Source organism: Aminobacter sp. P4_H6_2, from assembly GCF_056400805.1.
Map to the genome: position 1 here is coordinate 1 of NZ_JBFUKO010000210.1, position 8,184 is coordinate 8,184.

Sequence of the window (8,184 nt, forward strand, 5' to 3'; positions counted from 1 at the left end):
ATCTCGGGCAGCACGGTGAAGTTCGAAAAGGTCGAGCAGCCCATGTAGTGGAAGATCTTGTCCTTGCCGATCGAAAAGCGGCTCGAGCCATCCGGCATCAAGCCTTGCCCTTGCGTCGCGCGGATCGCGGTGCAGAGGTTGGTTTTCCGCGACAGGCACGACGGGCACGTGCGGCATTCAGGCGTGTAGAGCGGGATGACGTGATCGCCCTTCTTGAGCGAGGTCACACCCTTGCCGACGTCGACGACGACACCCGCACCCTCATGGCCGAGAATGGCAGGAAAGATGCCTTCGGGGTCAGCACCCGACAAAGTGAATTCGTCGGTGTGGCAGATGCCGGTCGCCTTGATCTCGACCAGCACCTCGCCCTCGCGCGGCCCCTCGAGGTCAACCTCCATGATCTCGAGCGGCTTTCCAGCTCCAACGGCGACTGCGGCGCGGGTTTTCATGGCGATGTTCCTTCAAGAGAAATCAGGGGCAAAAGTTCGGCGGCAAGGTTTCAGGTTTTGCCGAGGCGATCAACCGCGAAGGCGACGCAAAGCGGTCGTAAAGCGGCGCCCGCGATGATACTCCACAAGCCGTTGCCAGCGCGACCCCTTGCGGGATGGACATGGCAGCGGGTGTGGCGGAACATGGCGGCCGAAATCTCCCTTGCAAGGCAAACGATTCGATGTCGAGTGACAGGCTCCCACGCGATCCGCTCAAGCGCGAAGCGTTGAAAAATGCAGAAAAGCCAGAGGTTTCGGCGCGGATGTTCATTCATCTTCGCGTCCATTCTGCCTATTCGCTGCTTGAAGGTGCCTTGCCGCTCAACAAGGTCGTCGCCCATGCCGCAAAGGATGCGGCACCAGCGATCGCCGTTACCGACAGCAATAATTTGTTCGGTGCGCTCGAATTCGCCCAGAAGGCAACCAAGGACGGCATACAGCCACTGATCGGTTGCCAGGTCGATATCGACTTTGCAGATGGCGGCGACGACACCCAGCGCAGCCATGGCTGGAAGCAGGCGCTCGTCCTGTTCCCTGTCGTGCTGATCGCCGCGACCGAGACCGGCTACGCCAATCTCGTGCGGCTGGTCAGTCGGCTCTATCTGGAGACGCCGCCCGGTGATCCGGTCCATGCGACGCTCGATTGGCTTGCAGCTTCTGCCGAAGGCATCATCTGCCTGACCGGCGGGCCGCGCGGACCGATCGGAGCTGCGATCAAGAGTGACCACGCGGCACTCGCCGAAAGCCGCCTGCTGAGCCTGAAGGCGTTATTCGGCGACAGGCTCTATGTCGAGCTTGAACGGCTGGCCGGCTATGACCGCGTTGTAGAGGCGGCAACCATCGAGCTTGCCTATCGCCACTATCTGCCGCTGGTGGCCACCAACGAGGCATTTTTCCCGGCGCGCGCCGACTATGAGGCGCATGACGCGCTCATCGCCATCGCCGAGGGTTCGGTGGTCGCCGAAGACAATCGCCGACGGCTGACGCCCGATAATTTTCTGAAGTCACAGAAGGAGATGGCGGAGCTTTTTGCCGATCTGCCTGAGGCGATCGACAATACTATCGAGATTGCCCGCCGCTGTTCTTATTATCCCAAGAACCGCGATCCGATCCTGCCGCGCTTCACTGGTGGCGACATCGCCGATGCGGCTGCCGCGGTTGCAGCCGAGGCTGAGGAGCTGACGCGGCAGGCCCATCAGGGGCTTGCCATGCGCATCGCCTCGCGGGGCTTGGCCGAAGGCTACACACCAGAGCAATATACCGAGCGGCTGGAATACGAGCTCGGCATCATCGAGCGCATGAAGTTTCCGGGCTACTTCCTGATCGTTGCCGACTTCATCAAATGGGGAAAGATGCAAGGCATCCCCGTCGGCCCCGGGCGTGGTTCTGGTGCCGGTTCGCTGGTCGCCTATGCGCTCACCATCACCGACGTCGACCCTTTGCGTTTTTCGCTGCTGTTCGAGCGCTTCCTCAATCCCGACCGAGTCTCGATGCCCGACTTCGACATCGACTTCTGCCAGGACCGCCGCGAAGAGGTGATCCGCTACGTCCAGGGCAAGTATGGCCGCGAGCAGGTCGGGCAGATCATCACCTTTGGAACGCTGCAGGCGCGCGCCGTGCTGCGCGACGTCGGCCGTGTACTGCAGATGCCCTACGGCCAGGTCGACAAGCTGTGCAAGATGGTGCCGCAGAACCCGGCCAATCCGGTGACGCTTGGCCAGGCCATCGAGGGCGAACCGCGTTTCGCCGAAGAGGCCGAGCGCGAGCCGATCGTCCAGACGCTGCTCGACATGGCACAAAAGCTGGAAGGGCTCTATCGCCACGCGTCGACCCATGCCGCCGGTATCGTCATCGGCGACCGGCCGCTGTCCGAACTGGTGCCGATGTACCGCGATCCGCGCTCGGACATGCCGGTCACCCAGTTCAACATGAAATATGTTGAGCAGGCCGGGCTGGTGAASTTCGACTTCCTTGGCCTGAAGACCCTGACGGTGCTGCAGAAGGCGCTGCAGTTCATCAGCCGGCGTGGTGTCGACATCGACCTGGCGCTGATCCCGCTCGACGATCCGCTGACCTATGCCATGCTGTCGCGCGGCGAAACCGTCGGCATCTTCCAGGTTGAAAGTGCCGGCATGCGCAAGGCGCTGATCGGCATGAAACCCGACCGCGTCGAAGACATCATCGCGCTGGTGGCGCTCTATCGTCCCGGCCCGATGGAGAACATCCCGACCTACAACGCCCGCAAGCATGGCGACGAGGAGATCGCCTCGATCCATCCGATGATCGACCATCTGGTGAAGGAGACCCAAGGGGTCATCGTTTACCAGGAACAGGTGATGCAGATCGCGCAGGAGCTGTCGGGCTATTCGCTCGGCGAAGCCGATCTTCTACGTCGCGCCATGGGCAAGAAGATCCGCGCCGAGATGGACAAGCAGCGCGAGCGCTTCGTCACCGGCGCGATGGAAAAAGGCGTCTCCAAGCCCCAATCCAATTCCATCTTTGATCTGCTCGCCAAGTTCGCCGACTACGGCTTCAACAAGTCGCACGCCGCTGCATACGCCATCGTTTCCTACCAGACGGCGTATCTCAAGGCGCATTATCCGGTCGAGTTCCTCGCCGCGTCGATGACCTACGATATGTCCAACACGGACAAGCTAAACGACTTCCGCCAGGACGCCATGCGCCTCGGCATCGACGTCGTGCCGCCGTCTGTCATGACCAGCTTCCGCGACTTCGAGGTCGGCGAAAAGAAGATCTTCTACTCTCTCGCCGCCATCAAGGGCGTGGGTGAGGCCGCGGTCCAGCACATCGTTGCCAAGCGTACGGAAAAGCCTTTCGCCAGTCTCGCCGATTTCTGCGAGCGCATCGACCCCAAGATCGTCGGCAAGCGTGTGTTTGAAAGCCTGATCATGGCCGGCGCCTTCGACTGCTTCGGCTATGAGCGCGCAGCGCTGATGGCCGGCATCGAGCGGATGATKGGCCTGGCTTCGCTGGCGCATGAGAACGCCACGCTTGGCCAGTCCGACATTTTCGGCAGCGCTTTTTCTGGCCAGGCGCCGGTGCTGCACCTGCCGCAGGCCGATGCCTGGCTGCCGGCCGATCGCCTGCACCGCGAGTTCCAGGTCGTCGGCTTCTATCTGTCGGCGCATCCGCTCGACGAATACAAGTCGGCGCTCGAAAAAATGCGTGTCCAGAATTGGACCGATTTTGCCGCCGCCGTGAAGCGTGGCGCGACTGCCGGTCGCCTCGCCGGAACTGTCACGACCAAGCAGGAGCGCAAGACCAAGACCGGCAACAAGATGGGCGTCATCCAGTTCTCCGACGTCTCCGGGCAATATGAGTCCGTGCTGTTTTCGGAGGCGCTGGCGCAATATCGCGACCTGCTTGAGCCAGGCAGGTCTGTGGTCATTACGGTGGCAGCGGAAGACCGCCCGGAGGGTGTCAATCTGCGCATCCAGACCGTGCAGTCGCTTGAGGACGAAGCAAGCCGGGTGCAAAAGACCCTGCGCATCTTCGTGCGCGACGCAGCTCCGTTGAACATGCTGTCCAACCAGCTGACCGTGCGCGGCGAGGGCGAGGTCAGCTTCATCGTGCTCAAGGGCGAGGCGCAAGGCGAGATCGAGATCGAGCTGCCCAATCGCTATCGCATCACGCCGTCGATCGCATCTGCGATGCGGGCCGTACCGGGTGTTGTTGAGGTTGAACTGGTCTAGTCGCGCGACTTGGCCATAGCGCCGGACGCTCTGCCCGCGGCATTGCACCCGCCTCCGGATCTGGCTGCGGCGGGATCGGCACGTCGAACAAGGTTCTTTGCCGATGCCAATTGAGGGCGCGTTGCGGACAGCAACCTGTGCTGGTACTTTAGCTTTTGCTCATGTTTGAAGCAGGAGTATCGTCATGGACGAGAATGCCGCCGCCAATCAACTCCTGCAGATGGTCAATGGATACCAGGTGTCCCAGGCAATCTGCGTTGCAGCAGCACTGGGCATCGCTGATCAGCTGAAAGACGCTAGCCGTACCAGCGACGATCTCGCCGCGGCAACGCATTCCCATCCACAGGCGCTTTACCGGCTGCTGCGCGCATTGGCTTCGGTTGGCGTCTTGCGTGAAGGAGATGACCGTCGTTTCTCGCTGACCGCGCTTGGGTCGGGCCTGCGCTCCGATGCGCCGCAATCTGTTGCGCCTTGGGCGCGCCTTGTCGAGAGATCCTACTATCGGCAGGCGTGGAGCGACTTGCTGCATAGCGTGCGCACCGGCGAGAACGCCTTCCATCACGCGCACGGCATGGGAGTCTGGCAGTATCGGGCGGAGCATCCCGAGGAGTCGGTGATCTTTGACCGGGCCATGACCGCGTTGTCGCGCCTGGTGGCCGATGCGGTGCTTGCCGCCTATGATTTCAGCCCGTTCGAGGTCGTTATGGATATCGGCGGCGGGCAGGGCGCGCTTCTCGCCGAAATACTTTCCCGCAATCCTGCTCCAAGAGGCATCCTGTTTGACCAGCCGCAGGTGGTTGCTGGTGCGCTTCCTACGCTTCAGGCCGCCTCGGTCGCGGATCGGTGCCAAATTGTCGGCGGTGACTTCTTTGCAGCGGTACCCGATGGGGCAGACGTACAGCTCATGAAATCGGTCCTGCATGATTGGGACGACGAGCGTTCCATCGCAATCCTGAAAAGCTGCCGCCGTGCGTTGCGGCCAGGCGGAAATCTGCTGGTACTGGAGGCGGTGTTGGCCCCGCCCAACGAGGGCGCGGGCGCAAAGTTCGCCGACCTCAATATGCTGGTGGCGCCGGGAGGGCAGGAGAGGACCGCCGAAGAATTTGCGAAACTCTTCAACGCCTCCGGCTTCAGGCTGACGCGAACGATCGCTGCCGGTCCGCGCATCAGCGTCATCGAAGGGGAGCCTATCTGAAGCCATCGATTTTTCGCGCCTACCGATTGTCGAGGAACTCGGCTTGACTTGGCCTTGATAAGAATAAATCCTGCCTGTCAGCGGAAACGAAGCAGGCGGACGATATGAAGCCCCTATTGCGTGGTGTCTGCACTACAGCTGCGATCTTCGCAGGAGCCCTCCAGGCGTCGGCTGCCGATCTGGTCGTGGCGATGCCCAATTGGCCTTCCGGACAGGCGTCCGCAAACATCATCAAGGCCGCGCTCGAAAAATCCCTTCAGGTCAAGGTCGACGTCCAGGAGATGGGGACGATGATCGCCTTCACGGGCATGGATTCAGGGGCGGTCGATGTTTACCCTGAAGTGTGGCAACCGAATTTCGACCAGCTCATCCAGAGATTCAGCACCGAACGCGGAACCGTCCATCTCAGCTCGCGCAACGTGGCGGCGACCCAAGGGCTTTGCGTCACGCAGAAGACCTATGACGACTTTGGCATTCACGACGTTGCGGACTTGAAGGATCCCGCCAAGGCCAAGGTCTTCGACACCGATGGCGACGGCAAGGGCGAGATGTGGATTGGCGCACGTGGTTGGCTGTCGACCGATGTCGAGCGCATTCACGCCAAGAGCTATGGCTATGCCGACACCATGACGCTGCTCGAAATGCCCGAGGAGGTGGCCATGTCGGCTGTCGACGCAGCGGCTGCGACGGACAAGCCGATCGTTTTCTACTGTTACAGCCCGCATCACGTGTTCGAACTTCATCAGCTCAAGCAGCTCAGCGAGCCGCCTTTCGATGCAGCGAAATGGAACATCGTATTGCAGGCGGACGATCCGATGTGGCTGTCGAAGTCAGACGCGCCCGTGGCCTGGAAGCCGTCAAGCTTCAGCGTCGCTTATGCAACGTCCCTGTCCAAACGCTTGCCGCAGGTCGCCAAGTTCCTCGACAATATTGATTTCACCGCCGACGAGGTGACCGCGATGAGTTACGCCATCGAAGTCGAACGGCAGGATCCAGCGAAATTTGCGGAGCAATGGGTGGCGACCCACGAGGATCGCGTCAAGGCATGGTTGCAGTAGGCCGGACAAGCGGCAAACGGGGACAAGCTCAATGACAGGCATATCGCGTCTAGGTGGAAAGTTGGGTCAGGCCGTTGCACTTTCCGTGGCTATCGGACTGGGTACGACACTGGCGCTGGCCGATCAGACGCAGATATTCGACCCCAAGACGCACAAGTGGATCAACTACGATCGCAAAAAAGCGCGGCAATACTACGCCGCCCATGGCCAGGTTCCCGACGCTTTCCGGCGCCAGGTCGTCGACTTCCGCACCGCTGAGAAGCCGGGAACGATCATCATCGACGGCAACCAGCACTTCCTCTATCTCGTGCTGCCTGGGCTCAAGGCCGTGCGCTACGGCATCGGCGTTGGCCGCGATGGTTTTGGCTGGGCCGGCATCGTGCGTGTCGGGCGCATGGCCGAATGGCCGACCTGGACACCGCCGGCCGAAATGGTGGCGCGTGATCCGAACGCCGTGAAATTTGCCGGCGGCATGCCCGGCGGTCCCGACAATCCGCTCGGTGCGCGTGCGCTTTATCTCTACCAGGGCGATCAGGACACCATCTACCGCATCCACGGCACACCCGAACCCTGGACGATCGGACTCGACGTTTCGTCCGGCTGTATCCGCATGAACAATGACGACATCGTCGACCTGTACTCGCAGGTCCAGGTCGGGGCAAAGGTCGTGGTGCTGATGCAGGGGGCTGCGCTCTACAAGGGGGTGTAAGCGCCGTCATCTAATAACAATAAGCACGTCGAATGAGGGGATATCATGCGAACAGCTTTTCTTGCCGGAACTGGCTTGCTGATCGGCTTTGCGGTCGCAGGCTGCTCCTCCACCGCACCCGAGCCGCAGAACATGGCACGGACAACTGTGCAGACCGCGCCGGCGGACCTGCAACTGACTTGTGCCACCGCAACGGCAACACAGGCCGGCGTCGACAGCAGCAAAGTACTGCCGGTAGGCTCGTCCACGCTCGACGCCACCAGATACCAGGTCGAACTCAATGCATCGGGCCAACGCTATACATGCGTCGTTGATAACATGGGCGTCGTGAGCTCTGTGCAGAAGGCAGCCTGAGCAGGGCTAAATCGGGTCGCGGTGGTTACTCTTCCAGCGGCTCGGGYGGATGGGCGTTTCGGCCCTTGCCGAACGTATAGCCTGTCTCGACGGCAGTTCTGCCGAACTTGTTGCGCAAGGCGTCCATGGCGCCTTCGGCCAGAGCACGCTTGCGCGACTGGGTGTCGACAAGATCAGGCGGATCGGCGCGTTCGTCGTCCGACAGGTCGCTGACGCCAATGCCGAGCAGGCGATATTTGGTGCCGTCGGTCTCTTTCTCCAGCAATTGCATGCCGGTCTGGAAGATGCGGTCGGCAAGCCGTGTCGGGTCGGCAAGCTGGCGGTTGCGTGTCCTTGTCTTGAAGTCTTGCGTCTTGAGTTTGAGCACGACCGTGCGGCCGGCGATTTTCGCTTTCTTCAGCCGGGCCGAGACTTTTTCCGACAGTGCCCGCAGCACCGGCACAAGGTCAGCCGACGAGGCGAGGTCGCTGTCGAAGGTGGTTTCGGCAGAAACGCTCTTGGCCTCTTGGTCGGGCGAAACCTGCCTGTCGTCCTGGCCGCGCGACAGATGGAAGAGCCGGCTGCCCATTGTGCCGTAGCGGCGCATCAGGTCGCCGCGATCCATGCGCTGCAATTGGCCGATGGAACGGATGCCATCGCTTTCGAGCGTCGCGGCAAACGCCTTGCC

Annotated in this window: 7 protein-coding genes; 5 read left to right on the forward strand and 2 right to left on the reverse strand. The window is 61.4% G+C overall.

Features of this window, described 5'->3' with window-relative positions:
• On the reverse strand, positions 1–449 hold a 449-nt coding region (locus AC1DUU_RS16000; protein ID WP_476784395.1), incomplete at its 3' end, for an alcohol dehydrogenase catalytic domain-containing protein.
• A 221-nt stretch (positions 450–670) separates the two neighbouring features.
• Between AC1DUU_RS16000 and dnaE the strand changes: the two genes are divergently transcribed.
• The 5 genes from dnaE to AC1DUU_RS16025 all read left to right on the forward strand — a co-directional run bounded on the left by dnaE (position 671) and on the right by AC1DUU_RS16025 (position 7,517).
• Positions 671–4,201 (forward strand): DNA polymerase III subunit alpha, encoded by a 3,531-nt coding sequence (gene dnaE, locus AC1DUU_RS16005; RefSeq protein WP_476784396.1) that lies wholly within the window; start codon positions 671–673, stop codon positions 4,199–4,201.
• Between the two features lie 184 nt (positions 4,202–4,385).
• Positions 4,386–5,396, forward strand: a complete 1,011-nt coding sequence (locus AC1DUU_RS16010; protein WP_476784397.1) for a methyltransferase — start codon at positions 4,386–4,388, stop codon at positions 5,394–5,396.
• A 104-nt stretch (positions 5,397–5,500) separates the two neighbouring features.
• Positions 5,501–6,454 (forward strand): ABC transporter substrate-binding protein, encoded by a 954-nt coding sequence (locus AC1DUU_RS16015; RefSeq protein ID WP_476784398.1) that lies wholly within the window; start codon positions 5,501–5,503, stop codon positions 6,452–6,454.
• Positions 6,455–6,485: 31 nt separating this feature from the next.
• Complete coding sequence (locus tag AC1DUU_RS16020) at positions 6,486–7,163, forward strand: L,D-transpeptidase (protein WP_476784399.1); 678 nt, start codon at positions 6,486–6,488, stop codon at positions 7,161–7,163.
• 45 nt (positions 7,164–7,208) lie between these two features.
• On the forward strand, positions 7,209–7,517 hold the full coding sequence (locus AC1DUU_RS16025) for a hypothetical protein (protein WP_476784400.1): 309 nt from the start codon (positions 7,209–7,211) through the stop codon (positions 7,515–7,517).
• Between the two features lie 25 nt (positions 7,518–7,542).
• Here the strand turns inward: AC1DUU_RS16025 and AC1DUU_RS16030 are convergent.
• Positions 7,543–8,184: DinB/UmuC family translesion DNA polymerase (locus AC1DUU_RS16030; protein WP_476784401.1), on the reverse strand; the 642-nt coding region annotated here is incomplete at its 5' end.